General features: G+C 51.5%; 22 protein-coding genes and 1 other annotated feature. Of the genes, 6 read left to right on the forward strand and 16 right to left on the reverse strand.

Annotated elements, in window-relative coordinates; translation table 11 throughout:
* Positions 1 to 659: YutD family protein (locus PXY01_RS22860; protein WP_246027958.1), on the reverse strand; the 659-nt coding region annotated here is incomplete at its 3' end.
* A gap of 26 nt (positions 660 to 685) precedes the next feature.
* Positions 686 to 1,573, reverse strand: a complete 888-nt coding sequence (gene lipA, locus PXY01_RS14900; RefSeq protein WP_127570822.1) for a lipoyl synthase — start codon at positions 1,571 to 1,573, stop codon at positions 686 to 688.
* Between the two features lie 149 nt (positions 1,574 to 1,722).
* Here lipA and PXY01_RS14905 point away from each other — a divergent pair, with 149 nt between their 5' ends.
* Entirely contained in the window at positions 1,723 to 2,793 is a 1,071-nt protein-coding gene (locus PXY01_RS14905; protein WP_127570823.1) for a M23 family metallopeptidase, read from the forward strand.
* 66 nt (positions 2,794 to 2,859) lie between these two features.
* On the opposite strand, the gene yunB is transcribed toward PXY01_RS14905, so the two are convergent.
* Positions 2,860 to 3,831, reverse strand: a complete 972-nt coding sequence (yunB, locus tag PXY01_RS14910) for a sporulation protein YunB (RefSeq protein ID WP_174721835.1) — start codon at positions 3,829 to 3,831, stop codon at positions 2,860 to 2,862.
* 203 nt (positions 3,832 to 4,034) lie between these two features.
* Between yunB and PXY01_RS14915 the strand changes: the two genes are divergently transcribed.
* Positions 4,035 to 4,592: a guanylate kinase gene (locus tag PXY01_RS14915; protein ID WP_127570824.1), complete on the forward strand. Its 558-nt coding sequence runs from the start codon at positions 4,035 to 4,037 to the stop codon at positions 4,590 to 4,592.
* A gap of 115 nt (positions 4,593 to 4,707) precedes the next feature.
* Here the strand turns inward: PXY01_RS14915 and PXY01_RS22415 are convergent, their stop codons facing one another.
* The 3 genes from PXY01_RS22415 to PXY01_RS14925 form a co-directional block, all read right to left on the reverse strand.
* The gene (locus tag PXY01_RS22415) at positions 4,708 to 4,881 is read right to left on the reverse strand and encodes a hypothetical protein (protein WP_164744444.1); all 174 of its coding nucleotides are present in this window, start codon (positions 4,879 to 4,881) and stop codon (positions 4,708 to 4,710) included.
* Positions 4,882 to 5,225: 344 nt separating this feature from the next.
* Complete coding sequence (gene leuA / locus PXY01_RS14920) at positions 5,226 to 6,896, reverse strand: 2-isopropylmalate synthase (RefSeq protein ID WP_127570825.1); 1,671 nt, start codon at positions 6,894 to 6,896, stop codon at positions 5,226 to 5,228.
* Positions 6,897 to 7,002: 106 nt separating this feature from the next.
* Positions 7,003 to 7,263, reverse strand: a binding site (T-box leader).
* A 78-nt stretch (positions 7,264 to 7,341) separates the two neighbouring features.
* A complete protein-coding gene (locus PXY01_RS14925) occupies positions 7,342 to 8,358 on the reverse strand; it encodes a LacI family DNA-binding transcriptional regulator (RefSeq protein ID WP_127570826.1) in 1,017 nt (338 codons plus the stop codon).
* A gap of 143 nt (positions 8,359 to 8,501) precedes the next feature.
* Here PXY01_RS14925 and manA point away from each other — a divergent pair, with 143 nt between their 5' ends.
* Complete coding sequence (gene manA / locus PXY01_RS14930) at positions 8,502 to 9,446, forward strand: mannose-6-phosphate isomerase, class I (RefSeq protein ID WP_127570827.1); 945 nt, start codon at positions 8,502 to 8,504, stop codon at positions 9,444 to 9,446.
* Between the two features lie 73 nt (positions 9,447 to 9,519).
* Here manA and PXY01_RS14935 read toward each other — a convergent pair whose 3' ends face one another.
* The 4 genes from PXY01_RS14935 to PXY01_RS14950 form a co-directional block, all read right to left on the reverse strand.
* Positions 9,520 to 10,215, reverse strand: coding sequence for a metallophosphoesterase family protein (locus PXY01_RS14935; RefSeq protein ID WP_127570828.1), 696 nt, complete (start codon positions 10,213 to 10,215; stop codon positions 9,520 to 9,522).
* A 113-nt stretch (positions 10,216 to 10,328) separates the two neighbouring features.
* Positions 10,329 to 10,715, reverse strand: coding sequence for a VOC family protein (locus PXY01_RS14940; protein WP_127570829.1), 387 nt, complete (start codon positions 10,713 to 10,715; stop codon positions 10,329 to 10,331).
* Between the two features lie 664 nt (positions 10,716 to 11,379).
* On the reverse strand, positions 11,380 to 12,159 hold the full coding sequence (locus PXY01_RS14945) for a TrmH family RNA methyltransferase (RefSeq protein WP_127570861.1): 780 nt from the start codon (positions 12,157 to 12,159) through the stop codon (positions 11,380 to 11,382).
* A 64-nt stretch (positions 12,160 to 12,223) separates the two neighbouring features.
* The gene (locus PXY01_RS14950) at positions 12,224 to 12,898 is read right to left on the reverse strand and encodes a potassium channel family protein (RefSeq protein ID WP_127570830.1); all 675 of its coding nucleotides are present in this window, start codon (positions 12,896 to 12,898) and stop codon (positions 12,224 to 12,226) included.
* A gap of 152 nt (positions 12,899 to 13,050) precedes the next feature.
* Here PXY01_RS14950 and sspI point away from each other — a divergent pair, with 152 nt between their 5' ends.
* Both sspI and PXY01_RS14960 read left to right on the forward strand, forming a co-directional pair.
* Positions 13,051 to 13,290: a small acid-soluble spore protein SspI gene (gene sspI, locus PXY01_RS14955; protein WP_127570831.1), complete on the forward strand. Its 240-nt coding sequence runs from the start codon at positions 13,051 to 13,053 to the stop codon at positions 13,288 to 13,290.
* Between the two features lie 141 nt (positions 13,291 to 13,431).
* Entirely contained in the window at positions 13,432 to 13,659 is a 228-nt protein-coding gene (locus PXY01_RS14960) for a hypothetical protein (RefSeq protein ID WP_127570832.1), read from the forward strand.
* A 100-nt stretch (positions 13,660 to 13,759) separates the two neighbouring features.
* Here PXY01_RS14960 and PXY01_RS14965 read toward each other — a convergent pair whose 3' ends face one another.
* From PXY01_RS14965 to PXY01_RS14980, 4 genes are all read right to left on the reverse strand, one after another.
* Positions 13,760 to 14,845: a Gfo/Idh/MocA family protein gene (locus PXY01_RS14965; RefSeq protein WP_127570833.1), complete on the reverse strand. Its 1,086-nt coding sequence runs from the start codon at positions 14,843 to 14,845 to the stop codon at positions 13,760 to 13,762.
* A gap of 35 nt (positions 14,846 to 14,880) precedes the next feature.
* Positions 14,881 to 15,516 (reverse strand): ThuA domain-containing protein, encoded by a 636-nt coding sequence (locus tag PXY01_RS14970; RefSeq protein ID WP_127570834.1) that lies wholly within the window; start codon positions 15,514 to 15,516, stop codon positions 14,881 to 14,883.
* Between the two features lie 8 nt (positions 15,517 to 15,524).
* Complete coding sequence (locus PXY01_RS14975) at positions 15,525 to 16,691, reverse strand: Gfo/Idh/MocA family protein (protein WP_174721837.1); 1,167 nt, start codon at positions 16,689 to 16,691, stop codon at positions 15,525 to 15,527.
* A 96-nt stretch (positions 16,692 to 16,787) separates the two neighbouring features.
* Positions 16,788 to 17,831, reverse strand: coding sequence for a LacI family DNA-binding transcriptional regulator (locus PXY01_RS14980; protein WP_127570836.1), 1,044 nt, complete (start codon positions 17,829 to 17,831; stop codon positions 16,788 to 16,790).
* A gap of 225 nt (positions 17,832 to 18,056) precedes the next feature.
* Here PXY01_RS14980 and PXY01_RS14985 point away from each other — a divergent pair, with 225 nt between their 5' ends.
* Positions 18,057 to 18,716, forward strand: a complete 660-nt coding sequence (locus PXY01_RS14985) for a cysteine hydrolase family protein (RefSeq protein WP_127570837.1) — start codon at positions 18,057 to 18,059, stop codon at positions 18,714 to 18,716.
* 150 nt (positions 18,717 to 18,866) lie between these two features.
* Here the strand turns inward: PXY01_RS14985 and PXY01_RS14990 are convergent, their stop codons facing one another.
* Positions 18,867 to 20,450: a peptide chain release factor 3 gene (locus PXY01_RS14990; protein WP_127570838.1), complete on the reverse strand. Its 1,584-nt coding sequence runs from the start codon at positions 20,448 to 20,450 to the stop codon at positions 18,867 to 18,869.
* A 21-nt stretch (positions 20,451 to 20,471) separates the two neighbouring features.
* Positions 20,472 to 21,104 carry a cyclase family protein gene (locus PXY01_RS14995; protein WP_127570839.1) on the reverse strand — a complete coding sequence of 211 codons (633 nt, stop codon included), beginning with the start codon at positions 21,102 to 21,104 and terminating at the stop codon, positions 20,472 to 20,474.
* Positions 21,105 to 21,131 lie beyond the last annotated feature (27 nt).

Genomic DNA, 21,131 nt, shown 5'->3' on the forward strand with positions numbered 1-21,131 from the left:
CCGCCGCTGCGCAGCTGGTCACCTCCGCGTCGTTCCTTGCCACTGCGCTTCTCTACACCGCCGCGCGGTTGCTCATTTCCACGGCGATCATCGCTGCCCGATTGATCCTCTGCATTAATCCGGGGGGCATCCTTGTGCTGCGGCGCTTGCTTGCCGGAACGATTCGGAGCATCCTTGCCTTCGGATTGGCTGAACCGCTCCGCACGGGATACCTGCTCCTTACGTGCAGGATGTGGCTTACGAATATGCTCGCGCAGGACGATCGGCTCCCCGTTCTCGTCCAATGCAACGGCGGCGCTTTCCTCGCGGCCTGACTCTGCCGTCTGAGGCGGCGTCAAGAGAATATCCGGCTCATTCATCATCGTTGGATCAAGCTCCGTTGACTCATGCCGTTGAATGACAAAATACGCACACCCAAAGTTGCAATACTCATTAATATAATCAACAAGTCCTGATATATTCGTATCCTTGTTCGCTTTAGGATTACTATCCTTAAAAAAGCCTTTCAAACGAAGCTGATTGTATCCCCAATCCCCTATAATGTAGTCGTACCGCTCCAGCACATCACTGTATCGGTCACGAAAAGCGGACGGGTTCCAGCCGTTCTTATGGTCTATGATCAATTCATAACGTTTGCCGCCGATAAGAATGGTTCCCACTCCTTCTAGAAGGTCACCTAGAGTCGTTACTGTACCGTGGCAGCGGCAGATTTCACCTGCTCATGCGCATGGTAGGAGCTCCGAACGAGCGGACCCGACTCCACGTGGCTGAAGCCGCGCTTCATACCCTCTTCCTTAAGCTGCTTAAATTCATCCGGATGAATGTAACGTTCAACCGCAAGATGGTTAGGAGACGGCTGCAAATATTGCCCCAGCGTCAAAATATTGCAATCTACAGCCCGCAAATCATCCATCGACTTCAGCACTTCCTCGAACGTCTCTCCGACACCCAGCATAATGCTCGACTTGGTCGGAATGTTCGGCTGCATCTCCTTCGCCCGGCGAAGAAGCTCGATCGATCGGTCGTACTTCGCTCTTGCCCGCACACGGTCCGACAACCGCTCAACCGTCTCGATATTGTGATTAAGAATGTCAGGCTTCGCATCCATCACAATCTTCAACGAATCCGCATTACCAAGAAAATCCGGAATTAATACTTCAACGCTGCAAAATGGCAGGCGTCGACGGATCGCTCTGATCGTCTCCGCAAAAATCATTGCCCCGCCATCAGCCAGATCGTCCCGAGCTACTGAGGTAACGACACAGTGACGCAGTCCCATCTGCTCTGCCGCTTCCGCGACCCGCTCCGGCTCGGCAAGATCAAGCTCAGTCGGCAGACCCGTCTTGACCGCGCAGAATCGGCAGGCCCTTGTACAAATGTCACCAAGTATCATAAAGGTTGCTGTCCGGTTAGCCCAGCATTCATATATGTTCGGACAACGCGCTTCCTCGCATACAGTATGCAGCGTCTTGGTACGCATCATGTCCTTGATTTCAGCATAGTTGCCATCTGTAGCCAGCTTGATTTTGAGCCATTCCGGCTTCTTCTCCGGCGATTTGCGCTTTGAACTCATGAAGTATACCTGCTTTCTTTCGGTCTCTTCGTACATTATAGCACGTTTCGAATAAAATCCAATGATTTGCAAACGATAACGACAGGATCGCCGGACAAGGAACCCTAAGTATTGGGTTGGCAAATTGATTGGAGGTGGATACTCTCCCTATGCGAACAATCATCCGCAGCGCTGTCCGACAAGCTGCGCTTGTAACGGCTATCGCCGTTGCCCTGCCCGTAGCAACCGCTGCAGCCGCACCAGGAGCCGACGCAGATGCTGGCAAAATGCAGAAGTTAAGCGATGCAATGATTTATGAAGCACGCAGAGAGCTGTACGAGCGAATAAGCATTGGGACTGGCGTGCCTTGGTACCGGCTTGCCGCAGTCGATCAATACGAGCGGACAATCTCGAAAGCACGCCCCAAAGTAAGACCGCAGCTAGGTAAATTTATTGGCATTTATATGTCTGAAGAAGAATGGGCTGGTCCGCTCAATCCGAATAAAGAGGATGTGCAACCAGAATCCATCCGTTGGTTTGGCGGGCTCGGTAAGGATGGCGACGGTGACGGACTAGCCAGCCGGACGAACGACGTTGACCTACTGTATGCAAGCGCCGGCCATCTCATGAAATACGGACCATCAGAAGAGGATTTCGCAATCTCGCTCTGGGACTATTACCACAATTCGCGAGCTGTTCAGCGCATTCTTCAGTTCTCGAAAATTTATGAGCATTTCGGCAGGCTCGATCTATTCCAGCACGCCTTTCCGATGCCGCTCGGCAACAATTATTCATACCGAAGCACTTGGGGAATGGGCAGGAGCTGGGGCGGCAAAAGAGTGCATGAAGGAACCGACATATTCGCAAATCACGGTGTTCCTGCTCGAAGCACCTGCTACGGCATCGTCGAAGTGAAGGGCTGGAACCCTTACGGCGGCTGGAGGCTTGGTATTCGAGACTTGAATAACTACTATCATTATTATGCGCATTTGTCCGGCTACGAGAAATCACTCAAGCAAGGCGATATTGTCACGCCTGGACAAGTGATCGGCTGGGTAGGCAGTTCCGGCTACGGGAAGCCGGGCACATCGGGCAAATTCCCCCCACATTTGCATTACGGCGTCTACCGCGACCGCGGTCTCATCGAATGGGCATTCGACCCTTACCCGTTGCTGCGCAAGTGGGAAGCAGATGAGCGTCAAAGGCTGCGCGCTAGCCGAGCGAAAGGATCTAAACGTTAATTAGACCCTCAAGAAGAAAGGAGTGTGACGCCGTCTTGTCAAGATGACGAGCGTGACACTCCTTTTTCACTCTCCTGCTGGATGCTCCATGACTGGCTCGCTGCTCTGAATAGCCGCGCTTTCATTGCTGTAATCTGTTTCAATCTGTTCCATTAATCCCGGAATAGCTATATTCGGCGCCTCTCCCGCGGAATCGCCGACCGGCCTTCCTTTATTATCGTAATAATACATAGGCACATCGCCAACGACTAACAAATAAGAAATCGGAATATTAGTCGAGACGACTTCCGGCTTCGTGTCGAACGGTATAATAATGGATACTTCCGCTTCGATCCGGATATAGACCTCCACCAAAATCATATTAATACCGGCATTCTGCTGGCGCGTATTCAAATCGACCTTCACACTGCCGATGGGCTCAAATTTTACAGGAACGCGCGGACCATATGAGGATAGAAACGTGCTGCCCACCGCTTGGCCGATCGGAATATGCTCCGGTATGCTGCCGAGCTCCTTCAATGTCCGCTGCACTGTATCGATCGTTTCACTTGTAATCCGCATATGCTCAGCATAATTCAGCATAAAGCCTGATATTTTGCCATTCGTATTCGTTTTCCACTCCACTAGCTTCTCTGAATTGGAATGGCTGGCTACCTGTTCAGATATCGCTCTATTAATCGACTGCGTGGCAATTTGTTTGACGCGCAATCCCGCGACGTTCATGAGTGGAGGTCTTAGATGTCGATCAATATAAGAAGCGGTCAGCGCCGCCGAGCTGATAAACAGCATAAGCAGGATTAGCAGTACAGTCCGCTTGCGCAGCCGGATGCCACCCCCCCGACTGCCCGACGATGTCACGCGCCTGCTGCCTCCGCTCCAACGTTTCGGTCTCCCTCCTTGACGCACCACTCCGCTGAACAAAGCTGGCCGGCGGCGAAATGGCCGAGCCGGTTTTGCCGTTCTTATTTTGCTCGACGGTTGAAACCGTACTGTACGTATCCGGCCGCCCCACAGCGGACGTCTGCCCCACCTCGCCACGGAAGCTTCCCCCTCTCTGACGAGCGACAATTGCCTATATGCTCCTTACAGCATATGCACTGCTTGATCAAAACAGAAGAAAAGCGAATCACTAAGGTGAATCGATCGGACAAAAAAGGATTCCTTAGGCGCATGTCGAAAATAGTACATGTTGCTGATCTGAATTTTCCGATAATTATCAGTTCATAGGAAGGAGGATTTCTATGGCGGGTCCGTTTCTATTCATATTCACGGGTACGGGAGGCTCAGGGCGCAAAACGATTGCCCACCGCATTGGAGAAGAATTAGGCTTAGTTCCAGTCCCATCGTACACGACACGGCCGCCGCGTGCGAATGAGCATGGCAAGGTCGACCAGGATTACAAGTTTATTTCGCGCGAATCGTTCGCTGCTCGTATGGCCTCTAATGAATTCGTCGAAACGACATTAATCGGACGGGAGCAGTACGGCATAAGACGTGAGGATTTGGAACGTCCTATGCTTGTCAAGCGCAATGCTTACGTCATCGTCAATACGGAAGGCGCCGATATGCTCAAACGGCTGTACGGCTCGTCCGCAGTCCGGATCTTTCTGTATACGGACAAAACAACCGTCCGTGAGCGTCTGGAGTCCAAGGGGCTGTCGTTCGAAACGATTGACCGGTACCTGAACAACTACACGGAGGAAGTCATCTACCGAAAGCAATGCGAGCACGTCATTGAGAATACGGAGTTGATTCCGACGCTCGCACGCATTCGAGAAGCTATTCAATCCCATCTCTAGGTTCAGGTTTAACCATAACAAAGCCGCATCAGCAGGAAGAATGATTCTTTTCCCTGACCGATGCGGCTTTTGCATGCTGTGGTGAGTGAATGTGCTGCTGTGTAGAGTAGAGTGCTTATGTCAATTCGGCGTTCTTGATCGCATGCTCCCAGCTCGGAAAATAAAACAGCGCATTTCGCATCAGCTCAGGATGAGATTGCTTTACCTGCTTCTTACTGATGGAATCCCCATTCGATCGAAGCTTTCGGATTAATTGCAAAACCTCATCCGGTCCTAACGTAACATCCACTCGCTATCTCTCCTTTCCAATTCGGGTACATGACCAGTTTTTACTATAAGGTGAATTATTATTCAATAAATTAAGCATCCAGGCACGCTCACGCCCGCTCCCCGCTCCCAGCACATTCGGTTTATCTAGCTTATTGCAAGTTAAAGTACTTACGATTTAAAAAAACTGCATTTCGTGCATGAACGGAGTTTGATCATGTGAGGTAACTTGCGAGAGAGCTATGAACTGTCGGTTTGCAGAATGATCGATCCAGAAAGTGTACTGCTCAAGAAAGGCGACAATGAACCCACAAAATAAAAGATGGCGATACAGGGATCGTCCCTGACATCGCCATCTCTATATTACTACGCCTCTACACGCTTCATCCGGTTGACCGCGCTGAACAGCGCCTTAACCGAGGAGGTCATAATGTCTACATCGACACCGCAGCCCCAATGGACAACGCCTTGCTCATCCGTGATGCCAATGTAGGATACTGCCTGCGATTTCGAGCCTCTCTCGAGAGCATGTTCCTGGTACACCAGATCGGTGAACGTTACGCCCAGCTCCGACTGCAGCGCATTGCTGATCGCGTCGAGCCGACCGTCGCCGGTTCCTGTAATTTCTTTCGTTGCGTTATCGATGCGAATCGTTACAACCGTACGGAACTCCTCTTCTTCATCCGGGAACCGGAATTTCACGAACTCGACCGGTGACTTGATGTTCACATATTCGGTCTTGAAAATTTCGTAAATCTCATCCGGCATCAGCTCCTTCTGCTGATGATCCGATACGTTCTTCACGCAATAACCGAAGTTCTCGCGCATCTTAGGCGGGAGATCGAGACCATATTTCTGCTGCAAAATGTAGCCGATGCCGCCTTTGCCGGATTGGCTGTTAATCCGAATAATGTCGCCCTCGTACTGTCTGCCGATATCCTTCGGATCGATTGGCAGATACGGAACGGACCAATGTAGGAGCTCCTTCTCCTCACGCCATGCCATCCCTTTCGCGATTGCATCCTGGTGGGAACCGGAGAATGCGGTGAACACAAGCTCGCCCGCGTACGGCTGTCTTTCACCAACGCGCATCCGGGTCAGACGCTCATAGACCGCAGCAATTTCCGGAAGGTTCTCGAAGTTCAGCTTCGGATCTACGCCATGCGAATACATGTTCAGAGCGAGCGTCACGATATCGACGTTACCCGTCCGCTCACCGTTACCGAACAGCGTACCCTCAACCCGCTGTGCACCGGCCAGCATGCCAAGCTCCGCATCCGCTACACCGGTACCTCTGTCGTTGTGCGGATGAACCGACACGATGACGCTGTCGCGGTAGTTAAGGTTTTCGCTCATATATTCGATTTGGCTTGCATACACATGCGGCATCGACATCGACACGGTTGCCGGAAGGTTAATAATAACCGGATTATCCTTCGTCGGCTGCCATACGTCCAGCACGCGGTTACAAATTTCAAGCGCAAACTCGATCTCTGTACCTGTGAAGCTTTCTGGCGAATATTCGAATTGGAAGTTGCCCTCTGTTTCTTGCGCATACTGCTTCAGCAGCTTTGCACCTTCGAGCGCAATCTCAATAATTTCTTCCTTCGACTTACGGAATACTTGCTCCCGCTGCGCTACAGAGGTGGAGTTGTACAGATGGACAACCGCCTTCTTCGCGCCTTTGAGCGCCTCGAACGTTTTCTGAATAATATGGCTTCTCGACTGGGTTAGCACTTGAATCGTGACGTCATCCGGGATCAGGTTCTGCTCGATCAAAGTACGCAGGAAAGTGAACTCCGTCTCCGAGGCAGCCGGGAAGCCGACTTCAATCTCCTTGAAACCGATCTCCACGAGCATCTTGAAGAACTCAAGCTTTTCCTCCAGATTCATCGGTACGATAAGCGCCTGATTACCGTCTCGAAGGTCAACGCTGCACCAGATCGGCGCTTCCGTAATATATTCTTTCCGCGTCCAATTCAAGCTCGTCTTCGGCGGCATAAAATAGCCTCTGGCGTATTTTTCAACATTTCTCATAATGGATGTCCTTCCTTCCCTCAATATACTGCTCGCACCATTCGCTAATGGAATAGCACAAAAACAAGTTGAACCTATAACACAAAAAAAGCCTTCCATCTCCTCTTACAGAGACGAAAGACTGTTACATCTTACGCGGTACCACTCCACATTCATGCCGGATCCGGCATGCACTCAAAGATATCGGCTCGCGAAATTGCAAACCTATATCTACCTGCTGATAACGGTCAGGGGCCGGCTCCACCTACTAGAAACGTTCAGCGAGCAACTCCAAGGCGAGTTCAAATGTTCTCCGCGACTGTTTCGCAACGACCAACAGCTCTCTGGACGCATCGAAAATTTTACTATTCCTCTTCAACGTATTTGATTATTTATGCCTTATTGTATACCACCGATTCCGCGTTATCAAGTGCCGATTTCATAATCGGACACAATCTGACGATGTTCATCGAACCGAGCCCCGCACGACAAGCGTCGGGCGAATATAATACCGCACCATCTCCCGGCTCTTGCCGGGCAGCGACAGCAGCAGCTCGGCAGCAGCGTCACACATCCGCAGCTTCTCGACCCTCATCGTCGTCAAGCTGAGCTTATGCCCCGCACCAGCCTTCAGATCGTCGAAGCCTACAATCGAAATATCGTCCGGAACCCGCATGCCTCGCTTCTCCAGTTCATCAGCAAGCAAGTAGGCAATCCGATCGTTGCTGCAAAAGAACGCTGTTGGCCAGTGCCCCAGTCGATCCAGCAGCGATCGAATTTCTTCCGCTGAATGATGAAAGCTTACGGACTTCACAGTTGTCTGCGCCGGATCGATCGACAGTCCGTTATCCGTCATCGCCTTCCAATAGCCGAACCACCGTTCCTCATGGCTGGACGTCAGATTGGTCGGACCGATGAACCCAATATTACGGTGACCAGAGCGGATCAAGAACTCTACCGCTTCATAAGCTCCTTCAATATTGTCAGTCGCGACGACCGGACAAGGCAGCCCCCGATGGTAAGAGTCCAGCATGACGAGTGGAACATCCAGCTCCCAGACGCGCTTCGCATACGCCCGCTCCACAATGCCGAACAAGATGATGCCCTTATATGTCATCTCTGTACAATGACGAGGCAGCACAAGCCCTGCTTCCATCTCCGCATCGATCGGTGTAATAACAGCATTCCACCCTTTGGCGCGTACGCTCTTCTCAAGTCCCCAAATCATATCATGAAAAAATTGAAAATGATCGTTGTCCTCATAGCTCATAATCCGCTCGGGCACAAGCACTAGCACTGCACCGCCGGAATTGTGCTTCTGGCCATATGGGCCGTAGCCAAGCGCCTTCGCCGTCTCCACAATTTTATGCCGAAGCTCGTCGCCGACGCCTGGCTTGTTCTGCAGGGCAAGTGAGACTGCATTTTTCGAAATGTTCAAACGATTGGCGATGTCCTGCATGGACACTTTCTTATTCTGCGCCATCTAGCTGTTCATTCCTTCCCGGACGTGATACACTTGTCCTAACTTTACTTTACAAAAATAAATACTGTCAAGTTTGTCAAGTTATATCCATTTGTGCAGCGTCATATTGCTTATTAACTTAGGAGAATGGAGAATGATATAAAATGAATCAACCGATTTTTCTACTTCCTGTATTTCAAGAGCGCATCTGGGGCGGCACGAAGCTGAAAGCGCTGTTCGGCTATAACATCCCGAGCGAGACGACCGGCGAATGCTGGGCTATATCCGCTCACCCGAACGGCCAAAGCATCGTCAAGAACGGCCCCTATCAGGGCATGCCGCTCGGCGAGCTGTGGACATCTCATCCCGAATTGTTCCAATCAAGCTCGAGCGTATTCCCGCTGCTGACTAAGCTGCTCGACGCCTCCGACGATCTATCCGTACAAGTACACCCCGATGACGAATATGCTGGCAAGCACGAGAACGGTGAACTCGGCAAGACCGAGTGCTGGTACATCGTCGATGCGGAGCCAGGCGCTTCGATTATTTACGGTCATGAAGCTAGCACGAAGGAGCAGTTCATCCGCTTGATCCAAGATGGGCGGTGGAACGATCTGCTAACGAGCGTGCCCGTCAAGGCCGGCGATTTCTTCTACGTCCCTAGCGGAACGATTCATGCGCTCGGCAAAGGCATCGTCGTGCTGGAAACGCAGCAAAGCTCCGATACGACGTACCGGGTATACGATTACGACCGGAAGGACAAGAATGGCAGTCTGCGCGAGCTGCACCTGGACAAGGCAATCGAAGTCACGACGGTGCCGCAAGCTTACGTACCGGTCTCCTACAGCACACACGAAGCCGAAGGGCTGAGTATTGTAACGTTCGTCTCGAACGAATTCTTCACCGTAGAGAAATGGGAAGTGGCTGGCGCTGCCCAGCTGCCTGGCAGCAGCAAATATCAGCTGTTCAGCGTCTTGGAAGGAAACGGCCGTCTGCGCATAGGCGGCGAGTCATTCGAGCTGCGCAAAGGCGATCACTTCATTACTCCAGCCGGCTTCGGACCTTATGAGCTGGACGGCCGCTTGCAGCTGATCGTCTCGAACGAGTAAATACACAAAGGACGTCACGCTCTCCATCGGACAAGCGTGACGTCCTTACTGTAATCGGAATCTTGTAGTAAACCTAAAATCGCGTGATCTCTCGCTTCTCGATTTTCCCTGAGCTCTGCTTATAAACCATGTAAATCATCCGGCTAAGATCGATCAGCGCAAGACCTCGTTCCTCTTCAATGAAATACGTGTTACAACCAAGATCTGCATTGAGCCGAACCCCGTCATAATAGATCCGCTCAACAGGCGTATGCCCATGAACCACTGGTTTATTCTGCGTCAAATGAAAAAGGCTCTCCTTAGCAATACCGTAGAAGTCTGACTCAGACATCCATAATATATCTCGACATTGCTCTTCCAAAGGCTCCCACGGATTCAATCCGGCATGTGTATAAACGAACTCATCATCCTGGTGAACCATCGGCAGATTGATCACCCATTCAATATGCTGATCCATTTCCGCTTGAGAGAATGTTCTTGTCAAATCCTTCAACGTCTCTCGTCCACCGTGACTCATCCAAAGTCTGTCACCGCTGCGATAATAATCTCTCATCATTTCCTCGTGATTGCCCATAAGGGCGAATACATTATTAGGATACGCTTCAACCAGTTCCTTGACCCGTCGGATCACTTGACCGCTTGATTTTCCTCGATTGATATAATCACCGCCAAAAACAAGCTGATCCTTCGAGAAATCAATGCAAGCTTCCTGCAGCAATAAATCCATTCCGTTGAACTCGCCATGTATATCCGTTATAAAGTATTTCAACGTATTTCCTCCTAAACGGAATACTGAATTTACGAAGCCGCATCCTGCGTGAACTGCATCATCCTCCTATAGATCGTCGACTCGTTGGAAAGTGACGTTCTCTCATTATCAAATCATGATGTCATTTTAATCCCAAAAGCAATCCATCTTCCATCTATATCTTCAACCACAAATTCTCTGTTATTGTAATCAGTATTAGTTAATGAACGAACAATCTTAACATTGGAATTGATAAACTCATTTTGAAGTTCTTCTTGGTTTTTAGTGATAAAGTAAGCATCATATCCGTATCCATACAATTCTCTATTAGGAACTACTTTTTGACCATTAGATTTAATTAAGATGATTTCTGTAGTGTCCCTATATAGACAAATATGAGGTTCATTCGTATTCAAATAATGAACAGCTCTAAACCCCATTTTATCTTCATAATAACTTGCAGTTTTTATGATATCATTGGTTGGAAATATGCAGTGTGATTCTAATAATAACGGCTTCATTCATTTTCTCCTCCGATTTGTACTTTATGTAAAACTAAATTCCACACCGTTACATAAGTATCCTCCCGTACGAAAAATGGAAAACATTTATAAAAAAATCTGCTACAACAAACAGAATAAAAGACTGGTGAGAAGATTGAAGTCAGCTTCAATCAACTTCCAGTCTATGGTGTTTCGAGGACAGATATTTTTACCGTATGAAATTTTGCCCATCTCCAACATAACCCAATCCCTTGCCCCACAAGGCTTCTCCTGCAATTCTGGGATAAAGGTTCATGTCCCGTCATGTGAGGTCACAAGGGCAAATAACTGGTAATGAACTGGTTCAATTGTGAACAAAAACGAATAAATATTGGTGTCCGAAAGGCAGGGGAAAGATCAGGGGAAGTGCTGGGAGGAGGGTTGTAAAATCCAGAGTAAAGAACTGAATAAAAGCTTGAGAAAAGCCTTCCCCACATCCCATAAACCCTTGAGCCGCCTGGGTTTATGCTTGAAATAATGATTCGGGAACCAATAGAGAAATTCCTGCTTTTAATCGCCGCGGCGGATGAAAAAAGACTGGATAAACGCTTGAGGAAAGCCCCCGGCATTTTCCAGTCCTTAGTGATATTGCAAAGCGAATTTTTATTCAGAGACAGTTTTGTTGGAGTTAGACGGGTATTTTTTATTGGTTACACTCCCGCTGCCTCAAAGCCTCATACAAAATAACAGTCGCAGCCATCGCCACGTTCAACGATTCCGCCCGGCCGCGAATCGGGATAATGACCGACTGGTCGGACAGAGCGAGCACCTTGGCCGATATGCCGTCAGACTCACTGCCTAGAATTAGCCACGTCGGGCCTGTCCAATCGCAATCGTAGCAGCTTACGGCTGATTGTAGACTCGTCGCCGCAAGCCGGATGCCCCGCTCCTTCGCTCTCGGCAGCAGCTCCTCTAAGTCGCCTTCCACAATCGGCAGATGAAAAATCGACCCCATCGTCGACCGGACGGTCTTCGGATTGTACATATCTACGCATCCTCGTCCGAGTATGACCGCATCAGCGCCGACGGCGTCTGCGCTGCGGATAATCGTGCCGGCGTTGCCGGGATCACGCACGCCATCAAGCACGACGACGAGCGACCGCTCGCGGAACAACGCAGCTTCATCGGCTGGCGGCTTCTTCACAACCGCGAAAACCGGGGGCGGAGATTCCGTTCCCGTGCACTTGGCCATAACAGGGGGCGAGGCGCTTACGAGCAGCTCCGCATAATCCGTGTGCAGCGTCGCCAGCTCCTTCGGAAGTCCTCGCTCTCCATCGTATACGATGGCCTCGATCGCCGCACCGCTGCTCACCGCTTCCTGAACGAGATGAATTCCTTCGATAAGAAAGCTTCCGCTGCGGTCTCGGTATTTTTTGTCCAGCAGGGATGCCCATGCCTTCGCTCTTGCATTCTGAACCGACATTACATCGTACAACTTGAATCCTTCCTTCTTAAGCCCTGTCGCTTATATTTATAATAATATCGTCCTACCGCTGACGGCTTTCCGAATAAGCCAGCTCCAGGCTGGCAAGATCGTCATTCTTCCCTACGATAACAAGCACGTCGTCCAAGCGGATCGTATCGTCGGCGTGAGGAGCAATATTCATATGGCCGCCGTTCTTGATCGCCATCACGTTACAATAATATTTGGCACGTATGTCGAGCTGTTTCAAGCTTTTGCCAAACATCGACGCCGGAGCCTTGAACTCCAATATGCTGTAATCGTCCGAGAGCTCAATGAAATCGATAATATTAGGCGATATTAAATGATGGGCGACACGCATGCCCATGTCCCGCTCCGGAAATATCACTTTGTCCGCGCCGATCTTGCTAAGCACCTTGCCATGCAGCTCGCTCTGCGCCTTGACGATGAGATTCGGCACACCAAGCTCTTTCAAAATAAGCGTCGTCAGAATGCTCGCTTGAATATCCTGTCCGATCGCGACGACGACAACATCGAAATTACGAATACCGAGAGCGCGAAGAGCCTCCTCGTCCGTACTGTCGGCAGAGACCGCATGGGTCACATAATTCGACGCCTCTTGCGTCCGCTGTTCGCTCGCATCGATCGCAAGCACGTCAAATCCGAGATTGGATAACGTCTGGGCAACGCTTGAGCCGAACCGGCCCATTCCGATGACGGCATACTGCTTCTTAGCCACGACCAATTCCTCCCAGTCCAAATGCATCTATCGCCATTATAGCATACCCGCTAGTGCCTTTCTCCTCCAGACTGCCAGTTGTCTCCGCGTGTGTAGTCTGAGGTTCTCGGACATAATGAATACGTGTCTAAACGAAAATGGAGGTATGCTGCTTGAATATCGATCTGCGGCAAGCAATCATTATGAGAGTCAAGGACAAATCCGACTCAGAACTGACCGATATCATTCAGGATTCCATTGGTGCCGATGAACGAGCCCTTCCCGGGCTGGGTGTTCTGTTCGAAATGATCTGGCAGCATAGCACGGCTGACGATCAGTCGAAGATGGTTGGATATCTTCATTCCCATCTGCATACGAACGATGCGCCGAATGCAGGTATCGGTCATTCTTAACGATTCACGCGACTCCGCGCATGACGTAACCCCCTTCCCGATCCAAAAGGATAGCCAATTTGCACATCCGCCCATGCATATGTGCAGCATGAAGCATAGGCTGTTATCATCCGATAATGGGAACGGGAAGGGGCTAATGTTATGGCACTTACCGAAGATACGATCATTGATATAGATACCGAGCCTTCTGCCGAGGAGCTCGCAATATGGGCGGCCGCTCTTGTTGTCGCCGCTGACGTACTTGCGCTAATCGCTTTACTTAAAGCGCGCAAAGAATCTCAGCAGAAGGATGAGGAGAACGAACAGTCCAGCCGTAGAGCTAAGCCTAAGCCTCGCCATCCGCGATTTAACCGCTTTAAAGCTCGTTGAGTCCAGAATCATATTAAAAAGTCCGGTTCCACGATGGAGCCGGACTTTCGACTTTTGGACTTTCCGCATCAAAACCTATCGTTTGCACAAAACTGCAGACTTAGCCTTCCGCCTTCAGCGGCGCCGGACGCTCACAGCTGCTCGTCATGCTGTAATGGACATTCTCGCTCGAAGCGATATGGAAGCCATGCATCGCTTCCAACACATGAAATGCCATCGCGCCGCTCGCACGGTGTGGACGCCCTTCAGCGATCGCTTCCGCCATATCGACTACGCCGATACCGCGATTGTTGTCTGTGTTGCCGTGCGTAAGCGGAATCGTTTCCCAATCGCGAGAGCCTACTCTGCGCAGCTGCACCTCACCGCCGAAATGGTTCGGGTCCGGCACGCGCAGCGTTCCAGCGCTTCCGTAAATTTCGATGCTCGGCAGAGATGATCCGGCTGCCGTATCGAAGCTTGTAATCAGCGTGCCTACTGCACCTGAAGAAAAGTCCAGTACACCTGCGATATGGGTAGCCGTTTCAACTTTGATTTTCTGACCACGCTTCGGCTCGCTCGTAATCGTACGCTCCGCATGCGTAATAACGGCCGAGCCCGTCACACGGCGAATCGGTCCGAGCAGCGTCACAAGTGCTGTCAAATAGTACGGCCCCATATCGAACATCGGCCCGCCGCCTACTTCATAATAAAAGCCTGGATCAGGATGCCAATTCTCATGGCCGCCGCACAGCATAAACCCTGACGCTGCGACCGGTGTTCCGATTGCACCTTCATCAATCAGCTTGCGGCACGTCTGAATACCGCCGCCAAGGAACGTCTCCGGCGCACAAGCGACGTGAAGTCCTTTGGCTTGGGCAAGCTCGAGTATGCGAGCGCCTTCCTCCAGCGTGACAGCCAGAGGCTTCTCGCCATACACATGTTTGCCGGCTTCCAGAGCGCGAATGCTAATTTCCGCATGAGCTTTCGGAATCGTCAGATTAACGACGATATCGATCGAAGGATCAGCGAGCAGCTCCTCTACTGAATATGCATGCGGCAGATTATACTGCTCCGCCCGCTCCTTCGCTCTCGACAGATCCGCGTCCGCGCAAGCAACGACTTCGACTTGCTCGTAGCTAGTCAAGTTCTTCAAATAGATATTACTAATATTCCCACAGCCGATAATACCGATCCGTGCTTTTGTCATGAGGTATCCTAAGCTCCTCTCTCTCGCTGCTTCATTTAGCCTTGGGCAGGACGCGCTGCCCATAGAAAGCCGCGGCGCATCAACTCCATCGTCTGCGGCATCGCGACAATATTCGCTTGGTGACCTAGCGTACAATAATACACATTGCCTTGTCCCCACTTCTTCGTCCATACAACCGGCATGAGCACATCGCCAAAATCAGTCGTCGCATGCACCTTAATCGCCGGATCAATATGCATATAATACTTCTCCGAGCATACCTCGAAATCACCGATACCTGCCGTAAGCGGATCATTCGGATCTGACATCCGGACCGTATACGTCACACCGTCATTACCCGGATGCGCTACCCATTGACCGCCGACCATATATTGATACTCGACCTCGTTGCGGAACGAGTCGGCCATGCCGCCGTGGCAGCCGGCGAGGCCGACTCCATTCTCGACAGCGCGGAGCAGCGGCTCCAGTTGGTGCTTCTCAATCGTGCCCATCGTCCATACGGGTACGATAAGATCGAGCGAGCTCATTAACGCTTCATCGGCGTAGCTCTCCAGCGTGTCCGATACGACGACCTCGAAATCTTCCTTACGCAAAATATTAGCGAATATCTCTGCTACTTCCTTCGGCTGATGTCCATCCCAGCCGCCCCAAACGATCAGTGCTTTTCTCATCTGTGTCTCTACTCCTTCATCTCGTCAATCGTGACCCACCGGCGCTCCGCTACCGAACGCTCGACCGCCTCTAACACCTCTTGGCACTTCACACCGTCTACAAAATTTGGAACTGGCTGACGCCCTTCTTCCATTGCCCGCATTAGCTCGACAACCTCGTGTGTAAAGGTATGCTCGTAGCCAATCGTATGGCCGGCCGGCCACCAGGCATCCATATAGGCGTGCGCCGCATCGGTTGCCAGTACTCGGCGGAAGCCCTGGACATCCTCCGCATCATCGGTAAAATAAACTTGCAGCTCGTTAAGCCGCTCGAAGTCGAACTTCACGCTTCCCTTGCTGCCATTAATTTCGAACGAATTGGTGGAGCGGTGGCCTGCCGCGAAGCGCGTTGCCTCGAAGCTGCCGAGCGCGCCGTTCGCGAACCGCGTCATGAACAGCATTGCATCGTCTACCGTCACGTCGCCGAGCGGAGCATCAGCCGCTCCTTTCGCGCTCAATCCCGTCATCGCTGTTGGAAGCGGGCGCTGCTTGATGAACGTTTCGCTCATACCGACCACCTCGCTGAACTCACCCACCAGGAAACGTGCCATATCGATCAAGTGCGCGCCAAGATCACCATGTGAGCCTGAGCCGGCAATTTCCTTCTGCAGCCGCCATACGAGCGGGAACGACGGGTCAATAATCCAATCCTGCAGAAACCATGCGCGAAAATGATAAATCTTGCCCAATCGGCCTTCCTCGATCAGCTTCTTCGCCAGCTGAACAGCCGGAGCGAAACGGTAATTGAAGCCGACCATATGGGTAACGCCCGCTTTCTCCGCCGCTGCCAGCATTTCGCGCGAATCAGCAAGCGTCAGCGCGAGCGGCTTCTCGCAGAATAGATGCTTTCCTGCTGCAGCGGCTGCGATTGCAATTTCTTTATGCGCATCGCTCGGTGCGTTAATATCAATCAGATCAATATCGTCACGGGCAACAAGCTTGCGCCAATCCGTCTCCGCAGACAGCCAGCCGAATTGGCTTCTCGCCTGCTCAACGCCTTGCGGATCGCGGCCGCATATCGCCTGCATGACTGGCTTCGGCGTATCCGGGAAAAACATCGGCGCAGCGCGATACGCATTACTGTGCGCTTTACCCATAAATTTGTATCCAACCATACCTACCCGAACTTGATCCAATGCCATGAATATCGCTCCTATCCGAATAGTCGTAGCCGCAGCCCGAATTCGATGTCATATCGCGTTGATTATTTCAATCATGCCATTCATGCCTGCTTAAATCTTCAGCTTATACTGACCTGTCGACTCTCTGATGATCAGCTGGACCGGAAGCTCTGAAGACGCTGTGGTGGAATGGTCTCCACTCTCACTGGCGAGCAGCTGCTCGGCTGCTGCTCGCCCCATCTCGTGGAACGGAACGGCAACACTCGTCAGCTGTGGGCATGCCATACGCGCAGCATCTGCATCATCGTACCCGCAAAGCGCATAATCCCGACCCGCTTCGAGCCCGCGCTCGCGCAGCCCCTGCATCGCACCAATTGCCATTCGATCGTTCGCAGCGAAGATCGCATCCGCTTGACCGGAACTAATCATATCGGCCAGCTGCGGAGCCAGCTCGTAGCCGCTCTTCCTGCTGTAATTGCCCGTAAGCATAAGCCGCTCCAAAGCTGGCAGCCCCGATTGCTCCATAATGCTCAAGTAGCCTTCACGTCGATCCATACTGTTCGAATAGTCTTCCGGTCCGTTAATGAATGCAATCTGTTTACAGCCAATATCGATCAGATGCCGAACCGCAGCCCGGCTGCCCGACCAATGGTCAGCATCCACCGTTGGGAATGGCGGAGCTTCTCCGCGAGGGCTGTAACGCTGATTCAACACGCAGAACGGATAGCCTTCCTGTGCCAGCTCCTCAAGAGCCTCCCGGTCCAGAGCCATGTCTCTTGCGCCCAGTATGATGAGTGCGTCCACCTTCTGGGATTGGAACAGCGCTGCGTAATCTCTTGGTTGGTCGATCTCGCGAAACAGCAGCAGCAGATCGCTTCCCTTGGCCTGTGCTACTGAGCCGATACCACCCAGCATCTCTGAAAAGTAATACGTCGAGAACAACGATACCTTCGCCATATAGGGCAGCACAACGCCGAGATTGCCGCTCTTCTTCCGTGCGAACCGCTGCGCCAGCGCGCTCGGTACGTAGCCCAGCTCCGCCGCAGCGGCTAACACCCGCTGCTTCGTCTCTTCTTTTACCGGTCCAACGCCGTTAAGCACACGGGATACCGTCGCCTCAGACACGCCTGCCAGCTTCGCTACTTGTTGTCTCACTAGTAATACTCCCCTTGCTAAATGTCATGATAACTATTAATGTACACGCGTACATTTTGTCATGTTCCCCGTTCTATGTCAAGTCCAGAACTCTAGCATTCCATGTTTTCTATTCGACTTCTCTGACTCTTCTTTTCTTTGATAACGGTAGCTGGTATGATATGGGTAGTAAAATAATTCCAATTATTCAGCAATAGCAGCATTAATTGAGAGGAGCTGATCCGTATGTCTTACACTTCCCCGGAATGGGAGAAAGCGGCCCTTATTATTATCGATACGCAGAACGATTTCGCCTTACCAGACGCCCCGGCTGAAATTGCCGGAACCTACGACGCGGTTCCGAATATGAAGCGGCTTGTCGATGCCTTTCGCCGCACCGGGCTTCCTGTCATTCATGTCGTCCGTCTATACTTGCCCGACGGCAGTAATGTCGATCTGTGCCGGAAGTCTTCGATTGAAGCCGGCCTGCATATTGTAGCTCCCGGCTCGTTCGGTGCGGATGTTGTCACCGAGCTGCTTCCTTCGGAAGGTATTCGGCTGGACGCGCATACGCTTCTCTCAGGTAATCTGCAGCAGCTTGGACAGAAGGAATGGGCCATGTATAAACCGAGATGGGGAGCGTTTTATAAGACGCCGCTCGAACGCTTCCTACATGAACAAGGTGTAAGTACACTCGTATTTTGCGGCTGTAATTTTCCGAATTGCCCGCGCACGAGCATCTACGAGGCTAGCGAGCGCGACTTCCGAACCGTGCTCGCAACCGATGCGATCTCCGGTTTATACGACCGGGGGGCGCAAGAGCTCGAACGCATTCAGGTTGCCTTAGAAACAACCGATCGGATCGTCCAGCTTCTGAACGAACAGACGGTCAACGCAAGCAACTAACTGTCTTACGTATTATTAATACCCCGCTGATTTCCCACTCGTTTCGAAATAACAAAAGCTCCCCTCGCCGCAGACGACCACATCACCTGCTGCGAGAGGAGCACTTAAAGAAATATAGATACTCTTGGGTCTCTAACATGGACAATCGTATTATGGAGCCGTCTCCAAAAATTTCGCGGTCGGATTTTTCTCCATTGCGGTCCGCATAGCATACTCATTCTCGAACAGAACGACATAGTTGTCCTTCTTATCCTTCACAAGAGTCGAGTTGATACGGAACTTCGAAGGATCGATATTATCGTCAATAATCCAGCGGGCGAATTGATAAGACATCCGGTGCAGCTGAACTTCAACTCCGTACTCTGCACGCATCCGATATTCGAACACCTCGAACTGAAGCTGGCCGACAACGCCGAGAATCGTTTCGTCGAAGTTTGTCGTACGGAACACTTGAATCGTGCCTTCTTCCGTCAGCTGGTCGATCCCCTTCTGATACTGCTTATGCTTCAGCGCATTCTTCACCGTCACCTTAGCGAATATTTCCGGCGAGAAGGTAGGCAGCTCGTTGAACTCCACATTGCCGCCCTGCGCAAGCGAATCGCCGATACGGAAAATGCCCGGATCGAATAGACCGATAATGTCGCCCGGATAAGCCGATTCGACAATATCCCGATCCTGTGCCAGAAACTGCTGCGGCTGTGACAGCTTAATATCTTTGCCTGCGCGTACATGCTTAACCGTCATGCCGCGATCGAACTTGCCGGAGCAAATACGCAGGAATGCGATCCGGTCGCGGTGAGCCGGATTCATGTTCGCTTGAATTTTGAAGACGTAGCCTGTAAATTTCTCATTCGTCGGCTCTACTGTGCCGTCTACCGTTTGGCGAGGTGTAGGCTTCGGCGCCAGCTGCAGGAAGTTCTCCAGGAACGTCTGCACCCCGAAATTGTTGACCGCGCTGCCGAAGAATACCGGTGTCAATTCGCCTTTGCTAACCTTCTCGAAGTCGAATGGATCGCCAGCTACATCCAGCAGTTCCAAATCCGCGATCAGCTGGTCCGTTATGAAATCGCCTGCCATCTCGCGGATGATCGGGTCGTTATAATCCTCGACCTTGCGAACCTCAATCGTCGAATGGTCCTTGCCATTAAACAGCTCGACCTGATTTTTCATCCGGTCGTATACGCCGCACAAATCGCGCCCCATACCAATCGGCCAGTTCATCGGCACCGAACGGATGCCCAGCACGCGTTCGATCTCTTCCATCAGATCGAACGGGTTTTGACCTTCACGGTCCAGCTTGTTGATGAACGTGAAGATCGGAATGCCGCGCTTGCTGCATACCTGGAACAGCTTAATCGTCTGCGGCTCGACGCCTTTGGCAACGTCGATGAGCATGACTGCGCTGTCCGCTGCTGTCAGCGTCCGGTACGTATCCTCACTGAAATCCTGGTGACCAGGCGTGTCCAATATGTTAATCCGATGTCCTTGATAGTCAAACTGCATAACCGACGAAGTAACGGAGATGCCCCGCTGCTTCTCGATTTCCATCCAGTCAGACGTCGCATGGCGGCTTGCTTTGCGCGCCTTGACCGAGCCTGCCTCGCGGATGGCGCCGCCGAACAGGAGCAGCTTCTCCGTCAACGTCGTCTTACCGGCGTCCGGGTGAGAAATAATGGCGAACGTGCGCCTCTTCTCGACTTCTCGCGTTATTTCTTCCTTTAACGATGCGCTCATAATGACGTCCTTTCATTTATACTAAATCCCGCTGATCAGCACAGCTCTTGCGGGTGCCGCTTCAACACCAGTCAGCTTCAGCGGTGCCACGACCAGAAAGTAGCTGCCCGGCTGAACTGCCTTCAATCTCAAGCCTTCTACGATAATGATGTTATTACGAAACAGCTGGCGGTGAGTCGGATAGCCTTGCTGAGAACGCTCGATCCCAAGCGCATCCACCCCAATGCCCCGAATGCCGCATTCGATTAAATAACGGGCCGCTCCCTCATTCACATAGACGAATCCATCATCGAACACCGCGCTTTCGTTATACGAATTGCGCGTCTTCAGCAGAATCCATTCTCCCTTCTGAATATCATGCTTCTCCAGATCGGCTTTCGAGATGGAATCCTCTACATGAGTGAGGTCAAGCACACGCGCATGTCCTACAAGCTGCTCCAATCCGATCGATTCAATGGTAGCGCCGTCCTTCAGCATATGAAGCGGAGCATCAACATGCGTGCCAGTATGTACGTTCAACGTCAACTGAGAATCATATACTTCGCCATCCTCAAAGCTGGACACGTTACGGACAATCGGCTGTTTGCCCGGCAAATTCCCCCATACCTGCATGCCTTCATGAATCGTCATCGAAATGTCATATATTGTGAACACTGCTGTACCGCCCTCTCTGCTGACGGC

The organism is Paenibacillus xylaniclasticus, assembly GCF_004001065.1.
GTDB classification, from domain to species: Bacteria; Bacillota; Bacilli; order Paenibacillales; family Paenibacillaceae; genus Paenibacillus_T; species Paenibacillus_T xylaniclasticus.

Bases quoted from the DNA above. Each gene is read 5' to 3' on its own strand.
- manA (WP_127570827.1), top strand. From the start codon at position 8,502: ATGAATCAACCGATTTTTCTACTTCCTGTATTTCAAGAGCGCATCTGG.
- PXY01_RS14985 (WP_127570837.1), top strand. From the start codon at position 18,057: ATGTCTTACACTTCCCCGGAATGGGAGAAAGCGGCCCTTATTATTATC.
- PXY01_RS14970 (WP_127570834.1), bottom strand. From the start codon at position 15,516: ATGAGAAAAGCACTGATCGTTTGGGGCGGCTGGGATGGACATCAGCCG.
- PXY01_RS14960 (WP_127570832.1), top strand. From the start codon at position 13,432: ATGGCACTTACCGAAGATACGATCATTGATATAGATACCGAGCCTTCT.
- PXY01_RS14940 (WP_127570829.1), bottom strand. From the start codon at position 10,715: ATGAAGCCGTTATTATTAGAATCACACTGCATATTTCCAACCAATGAT.
- PXY01_RS14915 (WP_127570824.1), top strand. From the start codon at position 4,035: ATGGCGGGTCCGTTTCTATTCATATTCACGGGTACGGGAGGCTCAGGG.
- PXY01_RS14965 (WP_127570833.1), bottom strand. From the start codon at position 14,845: ATGACAAAAGCACGGATCGGTATTATCGGCTGTGGGAATATTAGTAAT.
- lipA (WP_127570822.1), bottom strand. From the start codon at position 1,573: ATGAGTTCAAAGCGCAAATCGCCGGAGAAGAAGCCGGAATGGCTCAAA.
- leuA (WP_127570825.1), bottom strand. From the start codon at position 6,896: ATGAGAAATGTTGAAAAATACGCCAGAGGCTATTTTATGCCGCCGAAG.
- PXY01_RS14925 (WP_127570826.1), bottom strand. From the start codon at position 8,358: ATGGCGCAGAATAAGAAAGTGTCCATGCAGGACATCGCCAATCGTTTG.
- PXY01_RS14905 (WP_127570823.1), top strand. From the start codon at position 1,723: ATGCGAACAATCATCCGCAGCGCTGTCCGACAAGCTGCGCTTGTAACG.
- PXY01_RS14990 (WP_127570838.1), bottom strand. From the start codon at position 20,450: ATGAGCGCATCGTTAAAGGAAGAAATAACGCGAGAAGTCGAGAAGAGG.
- PXY01_RS14945 (WP_127570861.1), bottom strand. From the start codon at position 12,159: ATGTCGGTTCAGAATGCAAGAGCGAAGGCATGGGCATCCCTGCTGGAC.